The sequence below is a fragment of the Caulobacter sp. GW821-FHT09B11 genome, assembly GCF_059418205.1.
This window is the reverse complement of record NZ_JBWKPK010000009.1, coordinates 140,067-161,077: the sequence shown is the minus strand read 5'-3', so window position 1 is coordinate 161,077 and position 21,011 is coordinate 140,067. Positions and strand designations below refer to the sequence as shown.

Below are 21,011 nucleotides of genomic sequence, written 5' to 3'. Positions count from 1 at the left end.
GTTTGCCTTACATCAACGGGAGGCGAGCCATGCTGGCCATCGGCAAATTCCAGACTCCGGCGCACAGGCGCTACGTGATCCGCATCACGGCCTTCACCGTCCCCTATGTGCTGGTCAACATGGGCGCGATCTTCGGGGCCTTCGACGAAGTGGGCGCCAACCCGGTCGCGGCCTGGGCGCTGGCCCTGGTGGTGGCCGCGCCGGTGGTCGGACAGATCTGGGCGCTGCTGGCGTTGATGGCCGAGTCCGACGAGTTCGTGCGGGGCCTTCTGGCGCGCCAGTTCATCATCGCCGCGGGCCTGGCCATCGCCCTGTTCACCGGCTGGGGTTTCGGCGAGAGCTATGCCCACGCGCCGCACGCTCCGGGCTGGCTGATCCTGCCGCTGTTCTGGGCCATGTTCGGTCTGACGGCCGTCTTCGTCCGGAGCACCCGTTGAAGAACCGCCTGAAGCTGCTGCGCGTCGAGCGCGGCTGGACCCAGGAGCAGCTGGGCCAGGTGCTGAACGTCTCGCGCCAGGCGGTCAACGCCCTGGAGACCGAGAAGCACGACCCTTCGCTCGACCTGGCCTATCGCATCGCCGCCGTGTTCGAGCGGCCGATCGAAGAGATCTTCGAGAACCCGCACGTCCGCTGAGGACGTCGCCTTCCCAACAATTGGAGAGACCTGATGTCGTTCGCCTTTCCCGGCGGCCGCGCGATCGCGCGCGCCTGCGTCGTCTTCCTGGCCGCCCTGCTGGGCCTGGGCATAGCCGTGGCGATCGCCCGCGCCGAGCCCGCCGCCTTTACGTCCGATCGCTTGACGGTCGAGGTGGTGGGGCAGGGGCCGGATGTGATCCTGATCCCGGGCCTGGCCTCGTCGCGCGAGGCGTTCCGGCCCCTGGCCGAGCGGCTGAAGGCCACGCACCGCGTGCACCTGGTGCAGCTGTCGGGCTTCGCCGGCCAGCCCTGGACCGGCGGCGACGGGCCGTTCGTGGATCCTGCCGTCGAGGCGCTCGCGGCCTACATCCGCTCGGCCGGGCTGTCGAAGCCGGCGGTGATCGGCCACTCGATGGGCGGGCTGTCGGGCCTGCTGCTGGCCCAGCGCCATCCTGAGCTGGTCGGCCGGCTGATGACCGTCGACAGCCTGCCGTTCTACAGCGCGATGTTCGGGCCGACAGCCACGGCCGCCAGCGCCAGGCCCTTCGCCGACCGCATGGCGGCGGGCGTTCTGTCGGCCAGCCCCGAGGCCTTCGCCGCTCAGCAGACCGCTACGGCCAAGGGCCTGTCGCGCACCCCGGCGACGCAGGAGGCCATCGTCGCCTGGTCGCTGGCTTCGGATCGCCGCGCCGTGGCCAGGGCGCTGTCGGAGGTGATGACCCTGGACGCCCGGCCGGGCCTCCCGGCGCTGAAGCTGCCCGTCACCGCCCTCTACGCCGTCGATCCCGAGGGCGCCCTGCCGCCCGGCGTGGTCGGGGCGCTGTGGATGCGCGAGTACGGCGACCTGCCCGGCGTGAAGCTGGTGCGGGTGGAGAACAGCCGCCACTTCATCATGGCCGACCAGCCGGAGCGCTTTGCCCGAGAGGTGGAGGGGTTTCTCAAATAGCCCCTCTTCCTGAAGGGGGAGGGTGGCCCCACGAAGTGGGGTTGGGTGAGGGGTCTCTCAAAAGCAAGACGCCGCGACAGCCGATCAGCCGTCGCGGCGTTTTTCGTGGTTGCGACCCCTCATCCGACGGCCTTCGGCCGCCACCTTCTCCCGCAAGGGGGAGAAGGGTCAGGTGTTCACCGCCAGGTCATCGGCGTGGATCATCGGGCCTTCCGTAAAGCCCAGCTCCGCCTCGATGGCGTCGCTGCGCAGGCCGGCGATCTTGTGGGCGTCGGCGCTGTCGTAGCGGACCAGGCCCCGGGCGACTTCCTGGCCGGTCTCGTCGCGCACGCGGACGGCGTCGCCCTTGTCGAACGGACCCTCGACGGCGCGCACCCCGGCGGCCAGCAGGCTCTTGCCCTTGGCGAGCGCTGCGGCGGCGCCGGCGTCGATCGTCACCCAGCCCTGGGGGGCCAGCGAGCCGGCGATCCAGGCCTTGTAGGCGGCGGCGGGCGAGGCCCCGGCCTCGATCAGGGTGGCGGGCGCGCCCTCCTCGATGGCGGCCAGCGGGCGCGGGCGCGAGCCCAGGGTGATCAGGGTGGCGCAGCCGGCGGCCCGGGCGATGCGGGCGGCGGCGATCTTGGTGGCCATGCCGCCGGTGCCGACCCCGGCCGAGGCGTTGGCGCCTTCGGCCATGCCGGCGATCTGCGGGGTGATCTCGCTCACCCGGGCGATGTGGGTGGCGGTCGGGTCGCGGCGCGGATCGGCCGTGTAGAGCCCGTCGATGTCGGACAGCAGCACCAGCAGGTCGGCGCCGGCCAGCTGGGCGACGCGCGCGGCCAGGCGGTCGTTGTCGCCGTAGCGGATCTCCTCGGTGGCCACCGTGTCGTTCTCGTTGACGACGGGAACCACGCCCAGCGACAGCAGGGTCTCGACCGTGGCGCGGGCGTTCAGCCAGCGGCGGCGGATCTCGGTGTCGTCGCGGGTCATCAGGATCTGGGCGACGCCGACGCCGTGCGGCTCGAACGCCTCTTCCCAGGCTCGCATCAAGAGGCTCTGGCCGGCGGCGGCGGCGGCCTGCTTTTCCGGCAGGGTGGTCTTACGGCCCGAGAGGCCCAGGCGCCGGCGACCCAGCGCCCCCGCGCCGGACGAGACCACGACCACCTGCTTGCCGGCCGCGCGCAGGGCCGCGGCGTCGGCGCAGAACGCCTCCAGCCAGCCCTTGTTGGCCGCGCCGGTGGCGGCGTCGACCAGCAGGGCCGAGCCGACCTTGAACACGATCCGCCGGGCCTGGCCCAGCGGTCCCCCGACCCCCAGGTTCACGGCCGCCAGCCCCCCGGCGTCTCCTCGATCGGCCCTTCGTCCTCGTCGTCGGGAATGACCTCGCCGCGGCGCTCGCGCACCTGGCGGTAGGCGGCCCGCAGCAGTTCGGTCACGCCCTGGCCCGAGACGCCCGAGACCAGCATCGGCCTGACGCCGGCGGCCTCTTCGAGTTCGGCGATCTTCTCGGCGAGGGTCTCCTCGTCGAGGGCGTCGATCTTGTTCAGCGCCAGGATCTCGGACTTGTCGGCCAGCTCGTCGCCATAGGCTTCGAGTTCGCCGCGGATGGTGGACCAGGCGCCGACGATGTCGTCCTGGGTGGCGTCCACCAGGTGGATCAGGGTCGCCGAGCGCTCGACGTGGCCCAGGAACCGGGTGCCCAGGCCCGCGCCCTCGCTGGCGCCTTCGATCAGGCCGGGAATGTCGGCCAGGACGAAGCGCTCGCTGGTCGACAGGTCGACCATGCCGAGGTTGGGCGTCAGGGTGGTGAAGGGATAGTCCGCGATCTTCGGCTTGGCGGCGCTGGCGGCCGCCAGGAAGGTCGACTTGCCGGCGTTGGGCAGGCCCACCAGGCCGACGTCGGCGATCAGCTTCAGCCGCAGCCAGAGCCAGCGTTCCTCGCCCTCCTGGCCGGGGTTGGCCCAGGTGGGGGCCTGGTTGACCGGACCCTTGAAGTGCAGGTTGCCCCAGCCGCCGTTGCCGCCCTTGGCCAGCTGCACGCGCATGCCCGCCGTGTCGAGATCGACGATCAGCGTCTCCTTGTCCTCTTCCAGCACCTCGGTGCCGACCGGGACCTTCAGGTGCACGTCCTCGCCGGCCGCGCCGTGGCGCTGGCGGCCCATGCCGTGCACGCCGGTGCCGGCCTTGAAGTGCTGCTGGTAGCGATAGTCGATCAGGGTGTTGAGGCCCTCGACGGCCTCGATCCAGACGTCGCCGCCGCGACCGCCGTCCCCGCCGTCGGGGCCGCCGTATTCGATGTACTTCTCGCGTCGGAAAGACACCGACCCGCCGCCGCCGTTTCCGGAGCGGATGAAGATCTTGCATTGATCCAGGAATTTCATGGGCGTCTTTTGTCTCAACACGGGTTTCGCGTCGAGTAAAATGGACTTGGCGCAACCTCGGGAAAGTGCGTTCGGACGCTTCCCGTGTCGGGATTGCGACAAACAAACGCTGCCTTGAACGCTGTTCGGTATCGTGACGAAATGTTAAACGTACGGGTGCGACAAACGGTCCCGGGGCGAAAATTCTCTATTTCTCGTGGAGGGGGAGGCTGGCGTTGTCGACGGATGCGAACGTCAGAGGCGAACTGGATCAGGATCTCAAGGACCTGACTCTGCAGACGCTTTGCCGCAAATACGCCGGCGAGGCCTCGATCCACCGCAACATCCTGATGAGCCGCGGCACCGGCGTGACCGGCACCTGGCGCGACTTCCGCGCCTTCCTCGGCGACATCGGCACCCGGCCGTCCGAAAACCACGTCCTGGTCCTGATCAACCGGCTCGAGCGCACCTATGGCCCCGGCCGCGCCCGCTGGATGACCCCCGACGAGCAGTCCGCGCACGAGGCCGATTTCGATCGCCTCCAGGCCGAGAAGAAGCGCGAGTCCCAGAAGCTGGAGCACGAGGCCGCCGCCTTCCGCCGCGCCAAGGCCCCCAACGCCCCCAATTTCGGCCAGTTCACCCCGATGGGCGGCCAGCAGGTCAGCTTCACCGACGTCGCCAAGAAGCTGAACATCCCGGTCGGCGCACTGTCCAAGACCATGGCCGGCGGCCGCAGCGCCGACGAGCTGGTCAAGCGCGCGGCCAGCGCCGCCGAGGTCATCAACACCGAAGCCACCTGGCTGCCGCCGGATCCGACCCGCAAGGCCAACTTCTTCGAGGCCTTCCGCATCTGGCACATGCAGGTGCAGCCGCAGTTCAGCCGCGCGGCCACCCCGACCTTCCTGTTCCTCTACATCGCCCTGCCGGTGATGAAGGAGTGCCGGGACGAGCTGATGGACCTGGATCTCTGGAACCCGCTGGGCCAGCGGGCCATGAACGCGCGCGACAACCACATCTCGTGGAAGAAGTACTGCGAGTTCATGCCCCGCGCGCAGGTGGCGATGATGGAGATCCCGATCTACGCCACCTATTCGCTGCTGAGCGACCTCGACGCCCTGTGCGAGCGGATCGTGACCGCCGAAAAGCGCTTCCGCGAAGGCCCGCAGAAGGTGATCCACACCCACCGGGCGGCCTGACCTGGTCCTTCTCCCCCTTGCGGGAGAAGGTGTCGGCGTAGCCGACGGATGAGGGGTCTCTCAAAAGTCAGACGCCGCGAAAGCTGATCGGCTTTCGCGGCGTTTCTGTTCGTGCAGCCCCTCACCCGACCCCGCTCCGCGGGGCCACCCTCTCCCGCAAGGGGAGAGGGATCATTTGGGCGCCTTCAGCCCCTTGTTCACCACAGCCTCGCGGTCCACGGCCAGCCGCCCGTCCACCACCTTCAGCTCGCCCAGCTGGATCACCGTGCGCTGGTTCCAGATCGGGTCGGCCTTGGCCTCGTCTTCCTTGCCCTGGCCGACGAAGTAGTAGAGCAGCGCCCGGCCGTCGTTGACCACCACGTCGGGGTGGTGGCCAAGGTCGCGGTCGGTGGGCCGGCTGCCGGGCTTGTCGAGGATGAAGCCCGGCTGGCTCTCCCAGGTCACGGCGTCCTTGCTGCGCAGCACGGCCAGGCCCTTCCAGGCGTCGGCGATCATCCACCACCAGCCTTCGAAGAAGAACACCTTGGGCCCCTCGCCGGCGAAGTCGGCGACGAAATCCGGCTGGCGGGTCCAGGTTTTCAGGTTCGGGCTGTCAGCGAAGAAGATCCGGCTGTTCTTGCGCTCGTCCTTGAACCACAGGCGATAGCCGCCCTGCGGGGCCTTGATGACGCCGGCGTCGATCACCCGGTCCGAGCCGAGGTCGAGGGTGTCGGCGCAGGTCCACGCCTTGAGGTCGGTCGAGGTCAGGTGGACGATCTTCGCGCCGGCTTCCGGCAGGTTCCAGCGGTGGAAGATCCCCGGCACCACGGTCAGGAACATGTGGTGGACGCCGTTTTCGGTGAAGATCTCCGGCGCCCACAGGGTCTCGCCGGTGCAGGCGGCCGGGATGTTCGCCGTGCCGGCATAGGTCCAGGACAGGCCGTCCTTGGAGGTCGCCACGCCGATGGCGGTGGCGTGCAGCCAGGCCACGTCCTTGGGGTCGTCCAGCTTCAGCGTCGCGCGGCGGTTGGTGTAGAACATCCGCCAAAGCTTGCCCGATTTGTCCCAGGCGATCGAGACGTCGGCCGCGCCGTCGAACACCGGGTCGCGATAGAGGGGCTTTTGGGCCTCGGCGACAGCGGCGGCGGGCGCCGTGAGCGCCAGAGCGAGCGCCAGACCGGCCAGAACGCGACGATGCATGATGCCTCCCATATTATGGGCTTGCATTCTACATCATGTGCGGAGTTTGCCCACCGGTCCTGCCGCGCGCCGATACCCTCTTCCATAGGGAGAGGGAGGGGCCCGCCGCGAAGCGGTGGGAGGGTGAGGGGTTTTACCGTCGGCCGTGGGCCCTCGGATATGCCGACTCGAACGGCCGCGCCTCATCCGGAGAGTTTGTTACCTCTCACCCTCCCACGCCTTTCGGCGCGGGCCCCTCCCTCTCTCGAAGAGAGAGGGATCAAGCTAAGCCAGCCACACCATCATCCGCGTCGGCACACTCGCCCCGCGCGACACCGACGGCTTGTCCTCGACGACGCCCGTATAGAGGAACCCCGCCTTGACCAGCACCTGGCCGGACGCGGGGTTGTCGGCGAAGTGGCCGGCGACGACCAGCTTGCGACGCCAGTCGTGCGCGGCCCAGGACAGGCCGCCCTGCAGGGCTTCGGTCGCCAGGCCCCGGCCCCAGAACGGCCGGCCGATCCAGTAGCCGACCTCGAGCCGGCCGTCCTCGTTGGGGAAGAAGCCCAGCACGCCGACGACGCCGGCGTCCTCCAGCTCGATGGCGAAGGTGGCCGCGCGGCTCCAGTCCTGCGACTGCACGCGGGCCACGAACTCCTCCGCGTCGCCCAAGGCGTAGGGCCAGGGCATGCGGGTGGTCATCTTCGGGATGGCGTAGTCAGCGCCCAGGCTGGCGATGCGCGGCGCGTCGGACATGTCCGGAGCCCGCAAGGTCAGCCGCCGCGTCTCGATGACGGGGCTTCTTTCGATCACGCACATGGCGCGTCTCCCTTTCCCGGTCCTTCTTCACCCCGAGGCCGGATCGCTCCGACGGACCTCAGATAGTGCGGGACCGTGACGCTCCAATTGCCGTGATGGGGCTATTTCGTGGAGCGTGGACAAAACAAAAGCGGGCAGTCCGGCGTCCGGACTGCCCGCTTCGAATTCGTCGCGTCCGGATCGTCTTCTTTTGGGAAGCACGATCCGAAGGGAGACTTCTGATCGTACTATTCGGCGGCCTGGGCCACCGGGGCCACGGTCACGTAGGTACGGTTGTTCTTCTTGGTCACGAAGCCCACGGCGCCCTGCACGAGAGCGAAGAGGGTGTGGTCCTTGCCGATGCCGACATTGGCGCCCGGGTAGAACTTGGTGCCGCGTTGACGCACGAGGATGTTGCCGGCGAGAACCTTCTCGCCGCCGAACTTCTTTACGCCAAGGCGCTTCGATTCCGAGTCGCGACCGTTGCTCGACGAGCCGCCAGATTTCTTGTGAGCCATGATGCTCTCCTAATCTTCGACCTGGTTTCCGCGAGCGGACCTGGGTCAGATCAATTCCAAAAAAGACCCTGGCGGATCTTAAGCTTCAGCTTCCGGAGCTTCCGAAGCCGCGGCCTTCTTCGGCGCGGCCTTCTTCTTCGGAGCGGGGGCGGCTTCAGCCTTGGCGGCCGGAGCTTCCGGGATGGTGGCCGGGACGGCGGCGTCGCCGAGACCGCGGGCGCGGGCGTCGAGGATGACCTTCGGGGTCAGGTCGATCGCGCCTTCCCACTTGGTTTCCTTGCCGGCGCCGGCGACCGACGTCACGCGCAGGACCGTCTCGGCCTGGCGGTGACCGCGGGTGCGGCGGTAGCCCTGACGGCGGATCTTCTTGAAGATCTTCACCTTCTCGCCCTTGCGGGTTTCGATCAGGGTGGCGTTGACGACGGCGCCGTCAACGGTGGGGGCGCCGACCGTCACGGCCTCGCCTTCGCCCAGCAGCAGAACTTCGCCAAAGGCGACTTCCGCGCCAGGTTGACCGTCGAGCTTCTCGACGACCAGCAGGTCGCCGGCTTGGACCCGGTACTGCTTGCCGCCGGTTTTGATGACCGCGTACATAGGTTAGCGCCTTAAATAACGTGCTGTTCGCAAAATACGGAACGCCCGCTAGGAAACCCGGCGGGCGAGAGGGGCGCACTTATAGCGCCGAAAGGCTGTGAGTCAACGGCCAAGGACGCCTCTCAAGCTCTTGACGAGATTCAATATGCGGCCCGTGGCCGCCGCCCCAAAGAGTCCCCTGGTTCGTTATTTTGTAACAGGCTATAGCGCGGGCGTGACGTCCGCCTTCTTCGCCTCGATCGCGGCCACCGGCTTCATGGTGGCCTTCCTGCATGCGGCCCTGCCAACCCACTGGCTGCCGTTCGTGCTGGTCGGCCGCGCGCAGAAATGGTCGGCGGCGCGCACCTTGGGCGTCACCCTGCTGGCGGGCCTGGGCCATGTGGCCCTGACCATCCTGCTGGGCCTCTTTCTGGTGATCGCGGGCCTGGCGCTGGAGCCGAAGCTCGGCGGCCTGTTCCACTGGGTGGTCGGCGGGCTGATGGTCGCCGTCGGGCTCTTCTATATAGCGCGCGGCCGTCACAGCCACGGACTGCCCGAGGCCGGCCGCAAGGCCTACACTTCGGACCGGGCGGCGATCATGGCGCTGGTGGTGCTGTTAACCCTGTCGCCGTGCGAGGCCTTCCTTCCCTACTACCTGGCCGGGATGAAGCACGGCTGGGCCGCCTTCCTGCTGCTCAGCGTGGTGCTGCTGGCGGCGACGGCGGCGGGGATGCTGATCTTCACGGGCCTGAGTCTCGCCGGCGTGCGCCGCCTGAACCTCGACTGGCTGGAGCGCTACGAGGAGACCATCCTCGGCGCTGCCCTGGTGTTGGTGGGGCTGGCGGTGGCGTTCCTGAAGACCTGAGTCTGAGACGTAGGCGCGGGGTCCTCACAATCTCCCGTCATTCCCGCCCTTGTGGCGGGAACCCCTCTGTCAGCCGCAAGGGCAGGAGGGGCGGCGTGCCGGGCACGCCGCTTGCATCTCACGTGCGGGCGGAACCAGGGGTTCCCGCCACAAGGGCGGGAATGACGGGAAGAAGGGAAGGCCGCTTTCACTTCAGCCTGAGCCGCCCTAAATACCCGCCATGACCCAGACCGCTTCCGCCCCCGGCAAGATCCCCGTCACCGTGCTGACCGGCTATCTCGGCGCCGGCAAGACCACGCTGCTCAACCGCATCCTCACCGAGGAGCACGGCAAGCGCTACGCCGTGATCGTCAACGAGTTCGGCGAGGTCGGCATCGACAACGACCTGGTGGTCGGGGCCGATGAGGAAGTGTTCGAGATGAACAACGGCTGCGTCTGCTGCACGGTGCGCGGCGACCTGATCCGGGTGCTGTCGGGCCTGATGAAGAGGAAGGGCGGCTTCGACGCCATCGTCGTCGAGACCACGGGCCTGGCCGATCCCGGCCCGGTGGCCCAGACCTTCTTCGTCGACGAGGACGTCAAGGCCCGCACCTATCTCGACTCGGTCACCGCCCTCGTGGACGCCAAGCACATCATGCTGCGTCTCTCCGACAGCAAGGAAGCGGTCGAGCAGATCGCCTTCGCCGACCAGATCGTGCTCAACAAGACCGACCTCGTGGACGAGAACGACCTGCGCCACGTCGAGGCTCGGATCCGCAAGATCAACCCGCTGGCCCCGATCCACCGCGCCCAGCGCTCGAACGTTCCGCTGAGCGCCATCATCGGCAAGCACAGCTTCGACCTGGAGCGGATCACCGAGCTGGAGCCGGACTTCCTCAACCCCGGCCACGGCGAGCCGGGCCATGTGCACGACGAGCACTGCGGCCACGATCACGGCCATCACCACCACGACCATGACCACGTGCATGACGAACACTGCGGTCACGACCACGGTCATGATCATGGTCACGACCACAAGAGCGACATCCACGACGACGGCGTGAAGGGCATCTCCCTCACCCTCGACAAGCCGGTGGACGGCCAGAAGATCACCGTCTGGCTCAACAACCTGCTGGCCGCCAAGGGCGTCGACATCCTGCGCGCCAAGGGCATCATCGACGTGAAGGGCGAGGAGCGCCGCCTGGTGTTCCAGGCCGTGCACATGATCCTGGAAGGCGACTTCCAGCGCCCCTGGACCGACAAGGACAACCGCTACAGCCGCATGGTCTTCATCGGCCGCGACCTGGACGAAGCCGAACTGAAGAAGGGTTTCGAGGCCTGCGTGGCTTAAGGAAGCAAGATGCTCCCCCTCTGGGGGAGGATCTACAAAGCAAAAGGCCCTCTCCGATGGAGAGGGCCTTTGTCGTTTCTACTGCCCCGGCGCCGGGCGCTGGATGCTCGGCTCGAGGTTCTTGACGATCTCGCGGGCGTCGTAGGCGCGGGGGTCGCCCGAGGGCTTGGCGCCCTTGTGCAGGACGATCTCGGCGCTGGCCTCGAACTTCTCGATCGTGCGGATCTCGGCGCGATTGGCGAAGAAGGGGTCGCCCCAGAAGGGGTCCCAGGCGCGCCAGCCGCCGTAGCGGGGACCGTAGTAGCGCCAGGCCGGACGCCAGGCGGCATAGGGATAGCCGTAGCCGAAGCCCGGCCGCATGAACGGATCCTCGTCGATCACGGTGCGGGCCGTGCGGTCGGTGCGGCGGTCGGCCGTCTCGAACCAGTCGTAGCCCTGCTGCACGGTCAGCTCAGCGGCGCGGTAGAGCAGGTAGCGCTCGACGGTCTCGCGGCCGGTCAGGCTGTTGCCGGCGAAGGTGACGCGATAGCGGTCGCCCTCGAGGCGTAGTTCGGAAAAGCCGCCCGACGCTTTCTGGCCGGGCGCGGCGGGCTGGTAGGGGGTGGCGGTGGCGCAGGCGCTCAGCGCGGCGGCGACCGCCGCGATCGCGAGCCACTTGACCTTTTTCTGGGACATGGCGCGCTCCTTTGCGACAACTCGTTACTCCCGTACCGTAACGGATGGCGCAGCTTTGCGGTTTCGCCAAGGCGAACCGTTTCCGCAAAGCGAAAAAAGGGTTCTACCCGCGGCCCTATCCGCGCAGGACGATCAGGCAGGCCGCGCCGATCAGCAGCGCCCCCACCAGCAGGCCGAAACCCTTGCGGAAGGCCGGTTCGTTCATCCGGGTGGCCAGGGCCGCCCCGCCCAGGCCGTAGGCGCTCATGCTGATCAGGTCCATGCCGATGGTGGCGCAGGCGAACATGATCAGCTGCGGGACCAGCGGCCGGTGGATGTCGATGAACGGCGGCAGCACGCCGGCGAAGAACACCAGGATCTTCGGATTGGCGATCTGCACGGTGAAACCGTCGCGAAAGGCGGAGCGGCCGCTGGGCGCGCGCACCGCCGCCAGGGCCGAACCCTCGGCTGCCGGCTTCAGCGCGCCGAGGATCGACTTGATCCCCAGCCAGACCAGATAGGCCGCGCCCGCCATGGCCAGCACGTGGAAGGCGGCGGGAAAGGCGGCGATCAGCGCCCCCAGGCCAAGGGCCGCGGCCACGAACCAGACGAGGCTGGCGCTGTTCATCCCCACCACGCCCAGCAGCGCCGCGCCCTTGCCCTTCTCCATGCCGGTGGCGATGGCGAACAGGTTGGCCGGGCCCGGCGTGATGGCCATGACGAACATGGCCGCCAGGAAGGCGCTGTAGCGGGCGGGATCGACGGGCAGGACCATGAGCGGGGCTATAGGCTAGCCGGAGCGTTCCCTCAATTTCTTCCAACCTATCCGCCCGTCATTCCCGCCCTTGTGGCGGGAACCCCTGGTTTCGCTCGCACGTGAGGCGCCGGCGGATCGCTGGCGATCCGCTCCTACCGCCCTTGCGGCTGAAAGAGGGTTTCCCGCCACGAGGGCGGGAATGACGGGAGGTGGGAGGGCGTCGTCAGAGCCCCACCGTAACCGCCACCCAGATCGCGCGTCCCAGCGCGCCTAGCAGCAGGGCGAAGGTCGCCAGACCCTGGATGGCGAAGCCCAGGCCCCGCTTCTTCGGATCGGCCGTGTAGCTGAGCGCGTAGATGATCCGGCCGAGGATCCAGACCACGCCCGCGGCGGCGGCGAACAGGTCGTTCCAGTAGATGGCGAACAGCCACAGCGACGGCAGGAAGATCGGCAGCCATTCCAGGGTGTTGGCCTGCACCCGCACGTGGCGTTCGAGGTCGGGATCGCCGGTCATGGCCGGGGCCTGGATGCCGGTGCGGCGACGCGCGCCGCCCACCCGCAGGATCGTCCAGATATAGCAGATCAGGGCGGCCAGCGTGACGATGGCGACCAGGGCGTGGGTTTGCATGGCGTGTCTTTCCCCCTTTTGACGCGGCTCAAGGCGGCGCGCGCGGGGGAGCTTAAGCTTATTCAGGGTTGAAGCTCAAAGCCGCGAGGGCCAAGGCGGAACCGGCCGCCGCGTCCATGCGCTTTCAGCTTCGAAGACACCCGTCCGAACCCTTTCCAGGAAAGGTCTCGTGCATGCTTGTGGACTCCACCGCGATCCAGGCGATCGATTACCAACCGGAACACGGCAAGCTGTTCGTCCGGTTCATCGACGGCGACGAGTATGTCTATGTCGGGGTGCCCGAGCGGGTGACCGCCGCCTTCACGCGGTCGCGCTCGAAAGGGCGGTTCTTCCAGCGGATGATCCGGGACCGGTATCCGTACAACCGGATCTGAGGGCTTCCTCCGCCTTCCCCTAAGGCTGTCATCCCCTAAGGCCGTCATCCCGGAAAGCCCGCAGGGCTTATCCGGGACCCAGGAGACCGGGCGCGGTGGTTGGTTTCCCCGCCCCAGCGTTGGCCGGCGCATTGCGGCTGCCCCTGGGTCCCGGCTCTTCGCTGCGCCTCGGCCGGGATGACGATTTAGAGCGAGATGAGCGTCCTTACGCCTCCTCGTCCCCTTCTTCCTCTGCTTCGACCTCTTCCACCTCGACCGGCGCGGCGATGGCGACGGGCTTGGCCTTCTTGCCGCGACGGGGCGTGGGCGCGTCCTCGACCACGGCCGACAGCGCCGGGGTCTCGGACAGAGGAGCGGTCAGGCCCGACAGGGCGCCGCCGTTCAGCCCGACCTCGGCCATCAGCTGGTCGAGCAACGGGGCCTGGGCGCGATAACGCAGGGCGCCGCTGACCACCTGGTCGGCGAGGTTGCCGCCGCCGTTCGAGCCGCCGCCGGCGTCGTTGGCCGCCCTGCCGGTCGCGCCGTTCAGGCCGTCGACCTGGACGATGCGGATCGAGTCGATGGCCTCCAGCGGCTTCACCGATTCCGCGATGATGCGGTCGAGGTTCTCGATCAGCTTGATGCGGATGGCCATGGCCACCTGGTCGGCCGACAGCAGGTTGGCGGCCTTGTTCAAGGCCTCCTGACCCGAGGCGTCGACGGCGTAGCGCACGCGGGCGGCCTCGGCGGCCAGGCGAACGGCCTGGGCCTCGGCCTCGGCGCCGATGCGGGTCTTGTCGGCCGCGCCCTTGGCTTCTTCGCGCAGGGCCTCGGCCCGGTCGGCGGCGGCGGTCTTCTCGGCCTCGGCGGCGACGCGGACGGCGATGGCCTCGCGCTCGGCTTCCTTGGTCGCCTCGATCAGCTCGATGATCTTCTGGCGGTCGGCGGCTTCGCGTTCACGGACGGTCTTGACCTGTTCCTCGGCGGCGACGGCGAGTGCGAGCGCCTTGTCGGCGTCGGCCTGGGCCTCGGACTGGGCGCGCGACTTCTCGGCGACGGCGATGGCGCGGTCCTGCTCGGACAGCTCGATGGCCTTGGCCTTCTCGATGGTCTGGGTCTCGACGGCGCGTTCCTTGGCGATCTCGCGCTCGCCCAGTTCCTGCTCCACGGCGATGCGCTGCTGGGCCACGGCCCGGTCGGCCTCGATCTTGGCGGTCTCGATCTGCTGCTGGGCGGCGATCTTGGCGCCCTCGGCCTCGCGCGACTTCTCGGCTTCCTTCTGCGAGACCTCGGCGGCTTGGGCGGCGCGGCGGATGGCCAGCTCGCGCTCCTGTTCGAGCTTGGCGTATTCCTCGTCGCGGCTGATCTCCAGCGTGCGGCGCTGGGCCTCGAGGTTCTTGGTGCGGATCTGCACCTGGGTGTCCTGCTCGATGTCGTTGCGCAGCTTCTTGCGCAGCTCGATCTCCTCGGTCAGCCGCGTCAGGCCCTCGGCGTCGAAGGCGTTCGAGGGGTTGAAGTATTCCATGGCGGTCTGGTCCAGGCCCGTCAGCGACACGGTCTCCAGCTCAAGGCCGTTCTTCAGCAGGTCTTCCGACGAGACCTGCTGCACCTTCTGGACGAAGTGGGTGCGCTGCTCGTGCAGCTCGGTCATGGTCAGTTCGGCGGCCACCGAGCGCAGGGCGTCGACGAACTTGCCCTCGACCAGGTCCTTGAGCTGCTCGGGGTGCATGGTGCGCTGGCCCAGCGTCTGGGCGGCGCTGGCGATGGCCTCGGCGCTGGGCTGCACGCGGACATAGAACTCGGCCAGCACGTCGACGCGCATGCGGTCCTTGGTGATCAGGGCCTGCTCGGCGCTGCGGGCCACGGCCAGGCGCAGGGTGTTCATGTTGACGGGGATGGTCTCGTGGAACACCGGCAGGATCAGCGCCCCGCCGTTCATCACCACCTTCTCGCCGCCGAAGCCGGTGCGGACGAAGGACGTCTCCTTGGAGGCGCGCTTGTAGAGGCGGGCCAGGATCAGGCCCAGGATCAGCAGGCCGAGCAGGCTGCCGCCGGCGATGACGCCGATTTCGATCAAGGCAGGCATGTGGGTAACCCCCGAAGTTTGGATAAGCGAAAAAGGGAGGAAGGAATCAGCGCTCGCGCAGGGCGTCGCTTTCGTTGCGGATGGCCAGGAACCGGGCGCCGGCGTTGCGGACGATGATGACGCTGGTCCCCTGGTCGAAGACCTCGCCGTCCTCGTCGGGCTCGACCATCACGTAGTGGGCCTGGCCGTGGGCGTCGCGCACCCGGGCCTGGGCCGGCGAGCCGACCTTGGCCTGGCCGGTGACGATCGTGGCGACGCGGCCGACCAAGGTCTCGCGCGAGACGGCGGTGGTCTCGTCGCCGGGCAGGATGCGGGCCAAGAGGCGACCCAGCACCCGGGTGAAGGGCAGGGCGACCGCAGCGGCCAGCGGCCCCGCGATCCAGATCGGGGCGGGATGCCTGAACACCCCGGCGATCAGCTGCTGCAGCACCAGGCCCACGGTCCCGAAGGCGAACAGGAAGACGACGATGATCATCAAGAGCGGCAGGCGGCCGACGTTCAGCCAGCCCAGCAGCGAGGGATGATCCAGGTCGTGGCCATCGAGGCCGTCATGGCCCAGGCCCGCGCCGAGGCCGGCGGCCTCGACCGCGCCGATCAGCAGCATCAGCAGCAGGGCGGCCAGGAACAGGGTGTTGCCGTCGGCGGCGAGGAAGCTCCACATCGCGGTCAGCCCTCCTGCCGTGCGGCGCGGAGGGCGGCCAGGCGCTCCTCCACCCGGTGGCGGCGGGTCAGGCGTTCCAGTTCGGAGAGCTTGGCGCCCTGGGCCAGTTCGCCGTCGGTCGGCGGCTTGGGGGCCTTGGCGCGGGCGGCCGACAGGTCGGTCAGGTCCTCGGCCATCTCGCGGCGGGTGGCCTGCAGGGCGGCGAGGTAGCCTTCCAGCTCGGCCTGGCGCTGGGCGGCGTCGGCGACGGCGGTCTCCAGCACCGGAACCTGGGCCTCGATGTCCAGCTGGTGTTCGAGGGCGGCGCGGACTAGGTCCTCGCGGTCCTGAGACAGGGCCAGCTCGATCTGGGCCGACAGGTCGTCGTGGCGGCTGGACTGCTCGGTCAGGCGCTTGGCGGCCAGGTGGCGGGCGGCGATGGCGCGGCCGAGCTCGGCGCGCACCTCGTCGACCGCCTGGTCGACCTCGCGCAGGGCCTGCTGGCCGAGCGCGTCGGGCATCACCTCTTCCAGGGCGTCGATTAGGGCGTGGGCCCCGCCGCTGACGATGCGGCCCACCCGGGCGCGAAGGGAATCTGCCATCGGGTCCTCGTCAGGCGCTCGCCGGGCGGTCGGCCGCGGCGGTGATCAGGCGGGTCAGCTCGCCCAGGGCGGCGACGCGGCGGGAGACGATCGTGGGATCGTAGGCGGGGGCGCTGGTCGTGACGCCCCAGCGCAGCATCTGCTCGGTCAGGCGGGCGGCGGCGTCGACGAGCCGCGCCTCGTGCCTGGCCAGGCGTTCGGGGTCGCCGCCGGCCAGCTCCGCCGGGGCGGCCAGCAGCACGGCCAGCATCTCCTCGACGGCGGTGGTCAGGGACAGGGCGACGGTGGAGTGGCGGTCGCTGGCCAGCTCGGCCGCGCGCAGGGCCTTCAGGGCCGGGGCGGCGATGTCGTGGGCGGCGGCCAGGGCGGCGTCCCAGGTCGCGGGGGCCTGGGCGCGCTGGCGGGCCTGGCGGATCAGGCCGCGCACCTTGTCGCTGGCCGTCACCGCCCCCTCCAGTTCGAGACCGGCGAGGAAAAGGGCGTCCTCCTCGGACAACCTGACGCTCAAGGGTGTGTTCAGCGCGACCATGGATAGAAACGTGGTGCGTTGTAAGACGTTTGTAAACAGCTGAGCCTTTCGCCCGCAGATTACATTTTCGTCAGGTGCTCGTTGGTCGGTTCGCCAGGGCCGCGGCGGTGGCCGGGCAGAAGGTCTACAGGCGGTTTCTCCTTCAGGGCGCCGATCTTCCCCATTCTCCCGTCATTCCCGCCCTTGTGGCGGGAACCCCTCTGTCGGCCGCAAGTGCAGGAGGGGCGGCGTGCCGCGCACGCCGCGTGCGCCTCACGTGCGATCGGAACCAGGGTTTCCCGCCACAAGGGCGGGAATGACGGGAGGAGGGGTGGGCGAGAGCGACCCCGCCCCCTGACCCGCGCCCTGCTGACCCGAGGCCGCCGCTGCTGTTCTGGGCCGGGCGGCCGGCGCACGGCGCTTGAGTCGGGGTGTCGTTCGCGCTGGATCAAGTTTTCTGGTCCCGCCGTGGGCGAAAGCCGCGCAGGGCGGGGCAAATCCTGGGCGACCCGAACATTTTGAGTGAAATTACAGATGCCGCGCCGGACGTCCGGAACCGGCGAGGCGATGGTTTCTCCAAGAGGTGTCGCCCCTGGGGATAACCGCCGAGGGCGGAAGGTGCGACGGCCTCGAACGAGGACGTCATGTCGAACCAACGGATGTTGCTGGCGGGCTGCTCCGCCGCCGTTCTGCTCGCTCTGGCCGGCGCCGCTCACGCGGCCGAGCCTGATCCTGTCGCCGCGCCGGACGCCGTCGACGAGATCGTCGTCAAGGCCCGCGACAAGGCCGGCCTGATCGAGAAGCAGCCGAACGACACCGTGTTCGGTCTCGACAAGCCGCTGATCGAGACGCCGCGCTCGGCCAGCTTCGTCTCCGACCTGACCCTGCAGCGCTACGGCATCGAGACCATCGACGGCCTGACCGCCGTCTCGCCCGGCACCTACACCGCCAGCTTCTACGGCGTGCCCGGCTCGCTGAACATTCGCGGCACCCTGGCCGAGAACTACTTCCGCGGCTTCAAGCGGGTCGAGAACCGCGGCACCTATTCCACCCCGATCGGCGCGGCCGAGCAGATCCAGGTCGTGCGCGGTCCGCCGACCCCGATCTATGGTCCGGGCAAGGTGGGCGGCCTGCTGAACTTCATTCCGAAGTCGGGCAAGAACGAGGGCGGCTACCTGTCGGAGCCCACGGGCGAGGTGACGGCCACCTACGGCAGCTACAACCGCAAGAACGCCACGGCCCAGGTCGGCCTGCCGGTGTCGTTCGGCGACGTGGTCGGCGGCGTCTATCTCTACGGCGAGGCCGAGGACAGCCACAGCTACTACCACGGCATCTATCCCAAGCGTCAGACGGGCGAGATCTCGGCCGACTTCGACCTGGGCAACGGCTGGAGCACCGCCATGGGCGCGATGCTCTACCACTCCGACGGCGACGTGCAGACGGCCGGCTGGAACCGCCTGACGCAAAGCCTGATCGACAACGGGACCTACATCACCGGCCGCGACACCAGCCTGACCGACAGCGACGGCAACGGCCGCCTGACGCCCAACGAGATCGGCTACTACCCCTACGCCGCGTCGATGTACCTGGCCTATTACGGCTACCCGACCAGCGACGCGCTGCACACGCTGGACACCGGGGTGGGCACGACCAAGCTGTCGCCGCGCACGGTCTACGTCTCCAAGGCCGACTTCTCGAAGACCCGCACCAACACCTTCTACTGGGACCTGGCCAAGGATCTCAGCGCCGACAGCTCGATCAAGCTGCAGCTGTTCTACGACGATCTGGAGAACAAGCGCTTCTCGTCTTACGGCTACCCGGCCTGGTTCGACAGCAAGGTCTGGGAAGCCCGCCTGACCTACAACATCGACCACGACTTCCTGGACGGCGCGGTCGAGACCAAGTCCTTCGTCGGGGCCTCCTATCGCGACTTCGACGGCCGTCGGCGCGAAAGCTTCAACAGCGGCATGATCGCGCTCGACCGCCGCGATCTGTCGGCCGGGGCCTCGGCCACCGACATCCTCGGCAGCCCGTTCAACGCCGGCGACGGCGTGCAGTGGGAGAACGACAACGCCAGCCAGTGGAGCGACGCGGGCGTCTTCTTCACCAGCGACATCATGATCGGCGGCAAGCTGAACCTGATGCTGGGCGGCCGCTACGACGACTACGACGTCACCTCCAACGACACCGGCTTCCTGTCCTACACGGTCGCCGGCGTGCAGAAGGCGTCGAAGGGCAAGTGGACCTACACCGCCAGCGCCACCTACAAGCTGCCGCTGGGCCTGATGCCCTACATCACCTATGCCGAGACCTCGGCCCTGGAGATGAGCCAGGCGGGCGACATCGCTCCGGGCCTGGTCAACGGCGGGACCTGGCTGTCGGACGGCGACCTGGCCGAGACCGGCGTCAAGTTCCAGTGGCTGAACGGCACGCTGGTGGGCTCCCTGGCCGGCTACCGCCAGAACCGCACCCAGCTGACCGGCATCGCCGGCACCGTCACCGGCACCCGCGCGAAGGGCGTCGAGCTGGAAGTGCGCTGGCTCGCCAGCGAGCACTTCAGCTTCACCTTCTCGGGCAACAGCCAGCACACCTCGGTCAAGGGCCCGGACACCTCGTTCCAGTACATCCCGGCCTGGGCCGCGGGCGTCTCGGGCGCCAACGGTTTCGGCGGCTCCTACGTGGTGTGGAGCTACAGCAGCGTGGTCGGAAACGGCGACTACGACTACACTCTGATCCCCAAGTCGGTGGTCAGCCTCTACGGCTCCTACACCTCCGACGCCTACGACTGGGGCAAGGTCGGCGGCACGCTGGGCGTGACGCACGTGACCAAGACCTCGGGCGTGCTGCCGGGCGCGGTGGTCTATCCGGCCTACGCCGTGGCCAACGCCAGCGCCTACTACGAGTACGGTCCGTACACGGCCACGCTCAACGTCGATAACCTGTTCGACAAGCTCTACTTCACCCCCGACGCCGACACCTACGCCAACCTCGGCGCGCTGCCCTCCAGGGGTCGCGAGTGGCGGGTGACCCTGTCCCGGAAGTTCTAGTTCCCCTTGCGGCGCGCCCGCTGCAACGGGCGCGTCGTTTCCTTTTCCCCCAAAAGGAGCCTCGCCATGTCGACCTCTCCCTGGCGCGCCTGGCTGATCCTGTCGGTCTTCGCCCTGCTGCTGTTCCTGATCACCGCCTCGACCTTCTCGTCGCTGGGGGTGGTGCTGCCGGCGATGATCAAGGAGCAGGGCTGGGGCTTCGGCCCGGCCTTCACCGGCTTCACCCTGCTGGGGGCGTTCTGCGGCGGCTCGTCGTGGCTGCCGGCCCTGCTGATCCGCAAGCTGGGGGTGCGGCCGACCATCCTGGCCGGCTCGGCGGTGATGGTGGCGGGCTTCTCGTGCCTGGCGGCGACGCCGGGCCTCGGCGTCTATCTCTTCGGCACGGCGCTGCTGGGCGTCGGCTACCAGATGATGGCCCTGATCCCCGGCACCCACGTGCTGGGCATGCTGTTCAAGAAGCGCGCCCTGCCGTTCGGGATCTATTTCACCGTCGGCTCGCTGGGCGGGGTGGTCGGGCCGTGGATGGCCCTGTCGGGCATGGAGATCGCCGGCGGCGCCTGGCGGCCCTATTGGTGGATGCAGGCGGCCGCCTCGCTGGTCGTCGGCGTTCTGTGCACCGCCCTCGTGGGCGGCAAGGCCTGGCTGGACGCCGCCGCCGCCGAGACCGACAAGGCCGTGGCCGAGGACGTCGAGAACGCGCCGGCCAACACACGCGTCTATCGCACCGCCGTCGACTGGACCGTGAAGGAAGCCGTCCGCACCCCGCAGTTCTGGGTGATCCTGGCGGCCTATTTCGCCCACCTGCTGGGCGGGGTCACCGCCGTCAGCCTGGCCCCGACCCACTTCGGCGAGCTGGGCGTGCCGATGACCATCGCCATCTCGGCGATCAGCCTGGAATCCCTGATGCAGGTGGCTGCGCGCCTGGGCGGTGGTCTGGTCGGCGACCGCATCGACCCGCGCTGGCTGCTGGCGGGCGCGCAAGGGGTGATGGCCGTCGGCCTGCTGGCCCTGACCCACGCCACCACTTGGCCGCTGATGATGCTGTTCGCCGTCGGGGTGGGGATCGGCTTTGGCATGACCGTGCTGGCCGTCAGCATCCTGCTGCTCAACTACTACGGCCGGAAGAACAATCTCGAGCTCTTCTCGCTGGTCTGCCTGGCGGGCGCGGCCTCGGCCCTGGGGCCGGCGATCGGCGGCTTCATGCGCGACCAGCTGGGCGGCTTCGCGCCCGCCTTCCAGGTCTTCGCCGCGGTGATCGGCGTGATCTTCGTCGCCGCCCTGTTCATGCGCCCGCCGCGCAAGGCCGCCGAGGCCGAGCCGATCGGCGAGCCCGTTCCCGCCCTTCTGCAAGACGCCGCGTAATCAAGGATGTCCGCC

At 68.7% G+C, this 21,011-nt stretch carries 22 protein-coding genes; 9 read left to right on the top strand and 13 right to left on the bottom strand.

Annotated elements, in window-relative coordinates; translation table 11 throughout:
* Positions 1-29 precede the first annotated feature (29 nt).
* The 3 genes from AC07N1_RS09230 to AC07N1_RS09220 are packed head-to-tail and all read left to right on the top strand — an operon-like array spanning position 30 to position 1,582.
* Positions 30-437: a hypothetical protein gene (locus AC07N1_RS09230; RefSeq protein WP_494671526.1), complete on the top strand. Its 408-nt coding sequence runs from the start codon at positions 30-32 to the stop codon at positions 435-437.
* Positions 434-634 (top strand): helix-turn-helix transcriptional regulator, encoded by a 201-nt coding sequence (locus AC07N1_RS09225; protein ID WP_494671525.1) that lies wholly within the window; start codon positions 434-436, stop codon positions 632-634. Before AC07N1_RS09230 ends, AC07N1_RS09225 begins: the two co-directional genes overlap by 4 nt.
* 33 nt (positions 635-667) lie before the next feature.
* A complete protein-coding gene (locus tag AC07N1_RS09220) occupies positions 668-1,582 on the top strand; it encodes an alpha/beta fold hydrolase (RefSeq protein WP_494671524.1) in 915 nt (304 codons plus the stop codon).
* A gap of 168 nt (positions 1,583-1,750) precedes the next feature.
* On the opposite strand, the gene proB is transcribed toward AC07N1_RS09220, so the two are convergent.
* On the bottom strand, positions 1,751-2,884 hold the full coding sequence (gene proB, locus AC07N1_RS09215; RefSeq protein ID WP_494671523.1) for a glutamate 5-kinase: 1,134 nt from the start codon (positions 2,882-2,884) through the stop codon (positions 1,751-1,753).
* Positions 2,881-3,942 carry a GTPase ObgE gene (gene obgE / locus AC07N1_RS09210; protein WP_494671522.1) on the bottom strand — a complete coding sequence of 354 codons (1,062 nt, stop codon included), beginning with the start codon at positions 3,940-3,942 and terminating at the stop codon, positions 2,881-2,883. The genes proB and obgE overlap by 4 nt, the downstream gene beginning before the upstream one ends.
* Before the next feature lie 215 nt (positions 3,943-4,157).
* Between obgE and AC07N1_RS09205 the strand changes: the two genes are divergently transcribed.
* A complete protein-coding gene (locus AC07N1_RS09205) occupies positions 4,158-5,117 on the top strand; it encodes a hypothetical protein (protein ID WP_494671521.1) in 960 nt (319 codons plus the stop codon).
* A 171-nt stretch (positions 5,118-5,288) separates the two neighbouring features.
* Here AC07N1_RS09205 and AC07N1_RS09200 read toward each other — a convergent pair whose 3' ends face one another.
* The 4 genes from AC07N1_RS09200 to rplU all read right to left on the bottom strand — a co-directional run bounded on the left by AC07N1_RS09200 (position 5,289) and on the right by rplU (position 8,185).
* The gene (locus AC07N1_RS09200; protein ID WP_494671520.1) at positions 5,289-6,296 is read right to left on the bottom strand and encodes a glycoside hydrolase family 43; all 1,008 of its coding nucleotides are present in this window, start codon (positions 6,294-6,296) and stop codon (positions 5,289-5,291) included.
* Between the two features lie 264 nt (positions 6,297-6,560).
* A complete protein-coding gene (locus AC07N1_RS09195) occupies positions 6,561-7,094 on the bottom strand; it encodes a GNAT family N-acetyltransferase (protein WP_494671519.1) in 534 nt (177 codons plus the stop codon).
* A gap of 227 nt (positions 7,095-7,321) precedes the next feature.
* Entirely contained in the window at positions 7,322-7,591 is a 270-nt protein-coding gene (rpmA, locus tag AC07N1_RS09190) for a 50S ribosomal protein L27 (RefSeq protein ID WP_110119187.1), read from the bottom strand.
* Between the two features lie 78 nt (positions 7,592-7,669).
* Positions 7,670-8,185 carry a 50S ribosomal protein L21 gene (rplU, locus tag AC07N1_RS09185; RefSeq protein WP_494671518.1) on the bottom strand — a complete coding sequence of 172 codons (516 nt, stop codon included), beginning with the start codon at positions 8,183-8,185 and terminating at the stop codon, positions 7,670-7,672.
* A gap of 214 nt (positions 8,186-8,399) precedes the next feature.
* Between rplU and AC07N1_RS09180 the strand changes: the two genes are divergently transcribed.
* Positions 8,400-9,029 carry a hypothetical protein gene (locus AC07N1_RS09180; RefSeq protein ID WP_494671517.1) on the top strand — a complete coding sequence of 210 codons (630 nt, stop codon included), beginning with the start codon at positions 8,400-8,402 and terminating at the stop codon, positions 9,027-9,029.
* Positions 9,030-9,249: 220 nt separating this feature from the next.
* Positions 9,250-10,359 carry a CobW family GTP-binding protein gene (locus tag AC07N1_RS09175; protein ID WP_492854399.1) on the top strand — a complete coding sequence of 370 codons (1,110 nt, stop codon included), beginning with the start codon at positions 9,250-9,252 and terminating at the stop codon, positions 10,357-10,359.
* A gap of 78 nt (positions 10,360-10,437) precedes the next feature.
* Here the strand turns inward: AC07N1_RS09175 and AC07N1_RS09170 are convergent, their stop codons facing one another.
* From AC07N1_RS09170 to AC07N1_RS09160, 3 genes are all read right to left on the bottom strand, one after another.
* Positions 10,438-11,034, bottom strand: coding sequence for a CC0125/CC1285 family lipoprotein (locus tag AC07N1_RS09170; RefSeq protein ID WP_494671516.1), 597 nt, complete (start codon positions 11,032-11,034; stop codon positions 10,438-10,440).
* Positions 11,035-11,149: 115 nt separating this feature from the next.
* Positions 11,150-11,788, bottom strand: a complete 639-nt coding sequence (locus tag AC07N1_RS09165; protein WP_494671515.1) for a LysE family translocator — start codon at positions 11,786-11,788, stop codon at positions 11,150-11,152.
* Between the two features lie 205 nt (positions 11,789-11,993).
* Complete coding sequence (locus AC07N1_RS09160; RefSeq protein WP_494671514.1) at positions 11,994-12,398, bottom strand: MAPEG family protein; 405 nt, start codon at positions 12,396-12,398, stop codon at positions 11,994-11,996.
* A gap of 173 nt (positions 12,399-12,571) precedes the next feature.
* Here AC07N1_RS09160 and AC07N1_RS09155 point away from each other — a divergent pair, with 173 nt between their 5' ends.
* On the top strand, positions 12,572-12,772 hold the full coding sequence (locus tag AC07N1_RS09155; protein ID WP_494671513.1) for a KTSC domain-containing protein: 201 nt from the start codon (positions 12,572-12,574) through the stop codon (positions 12,770-12,772).
* A 205-nt stretch (positions 12,773-12,977) separates the two neighbouring features.
* Here AC07N1_RS09155 and AC07N1_RS09150 read toward each other — a convergent pair whose 3' ends face one another.
* Genes AC07N1_RS09150 through AC07N1_RS09135 form a run of 4 tightly spaced genes read right to left on the bottom strand, consistent with a single transcriptional unit; the run spans position 12,978 to position 16,587 of the window.
* A complete protein-coding gene (locus AC07N1_RS09150) occupies positions 12,978-14,837 on the bottom strand; it encodes a flotillin family protein (RefSeq protein WP_494671512.1) in 1,860 nt (619 codons plus the stop codon).
* A gap of 46 nt (positions 14,838-14,883) precedes the next feature.
* A complete protein-coding gene (locus tag AC07N1_RS09145) occupies positions 14,884-15,498 on the bottom strand; it encodes a YqiJ family protein (protein WP_494671511.1) in 615 nt (204 codons plus the stop codon).
* A gap of 5 nt (positions 15,499-15,503) precedes the next feature.
* Positions 15,504-16,079: a PspA/IM30 family protein gene (locus AC07N1_RS09140; RefSeq protein WP_110119209.1), complete on the bottom strand. Its 576-nt coding sequence runs from the start codon at positions 16,077-16,079 to the stop codon at positions 15,504-15,506.
* Positions 16,080-16,089: 10 nt separating this feature from the next.
* Complete coding sequence (locus AC07N1_RS09135; RefSeq protein WP_494671510.1) at positions 16,090-16,587, bottom strand: hypothetical protein; 498 nt, start codon at positions 16,585-16,587, stop codon at positions 16,090-16,092.
* Between the two features lie 644 nt (positions 16,588-17,231).
* Between AC07N1_RS09135 and AC07N1_RS09130 the strand changes: the two genes are divergently transcribed.
* Together AC07N1_RS09130 and AC07N1_RS09125 are read left to right on the top strand one after the other, a co-directional pair.
* Positions 17,232-19,634 (top strand): TonB-dependent siderophore receptor, encoded by a 2,403-nt coding sequence (locus AC07N1_RS09130; RefSeq protein ID WP_494671509.1) that lies wholly within the window; start codon positions 17,232-17,234, stop codon positions 19,632-19,634.
* A gap of 66 nt (positions 19,635-19,700) precedes the next feature.
* A complete protein-coding gene (locus AC07N1_RS09125; RefSeq protein WP_494671508.1) occupies positions 19,701-20,996 on the top strand; it encodes an MFS transporter in 1,296 nt (431 codons plus the stop codon).
* The last annotated feature ends 15 nt before the right edge of the window (positions 20,997-21,011 follow it).